General features: G+C 38.2%; 1 protein-coding gene. It reads left to right on the top strand.

The genetic code is table 11. From position 1 onward, the window contains the following. Window positions 1-490: 490 nt before the first annotated feature. Window positions 491-1,013, top strand: a 523-nt coding sequence (locus AC1DWN_RS34295; protein WP_477563273.1) for a hypothetical protein, incomplete at its 3' end; no start/stop codon positions are given.

The raw sequence follows: 1,013 nt of genomic DNA, 5'->3' as shown, positions 1-1,013 counted from the left end.
CAATTACTCTACGAGCTGAATGAAGAACAACGTGAGATTAAAATGAATTAAAGATGGGGATTTTCAGGAGTAAATAAATAAAGCTCTTCACCGTGTACTGTGGAATCCAAAAAGTAGAGCTCTATTAATAGTTTTCTAGTTTCAAGATTATTTCTAAAGGTTTTCCATATTTCAAAACCTAAATCGGACAAGGGAATCGGATCGGCGAGAGGAGTGGGTTATGGCTCCATGCTGATGCGGTTCTTTTTCTTTTTCCACACTTGAATCACGGTAAACGTGCATGGAGTATGGTTTCAAATTACCAAAAATTCAAGTGCGGCCTAATACATATCCAATATCAAAGAATGATCTAGAGAGACAATAGAATAAAACCTTTTCACTTTATTCGTAACCCTCTATCATATAATAGTATAATTGTTTATGAGCGCCTTATAATCGAAGGCGCTTGTCTCTGTTGCTACTCATTTATCTGCTATCGAGGAGATTACGCATGATGCATAAGCTAAAGGTTCTAAAGGTTTTTTTGACCCGTATTCAAACGAAGCTTTTACTGTCCTTCATCATCTTAATTATGATGCCTATCTTAATTGCAGTTACGCTGTATTATGAATCCTCTAATCGCCTCTTAATGACTGAAATTCATCAATCTAGCGCTGAGACGCTAGCCAAGCTGGCCGATCGGGTGAATACGACGGCTGAACGAATGTATCAAGCCTCGCATTTGATTATTAATGATCCAGAAATGATTGAATTTTTGCAAACACCGGATAAAAGCTGGCTAGTGGACTATGGCACCTTTCAAAAATATAAAACGTTTACAAAAAAGATGATTAATATAAGAGATTTTTTGTTGGAAACGGAAGCCAATGTCGCAGTCTTTGATTTCAGAGGTCATTTGACCGCAACGTGGACGATTCAACAATCTAATCAAATCTATGAGCAGATGCAGCAAAAGCCATGGTTCGATGCGACGAAGGCGATGCAAGGGGTGCCGCTCTGGAATATATTTAGTG

It is taken from the genome of Paenibacillus sp. P4_A7, from assembly GCF_056402455.1.
The sequence above is the reverse complement of the archived record's forward strand: the minus strand, read 5'-3'. Positions and strand labels throughout refer to the sequence as shown.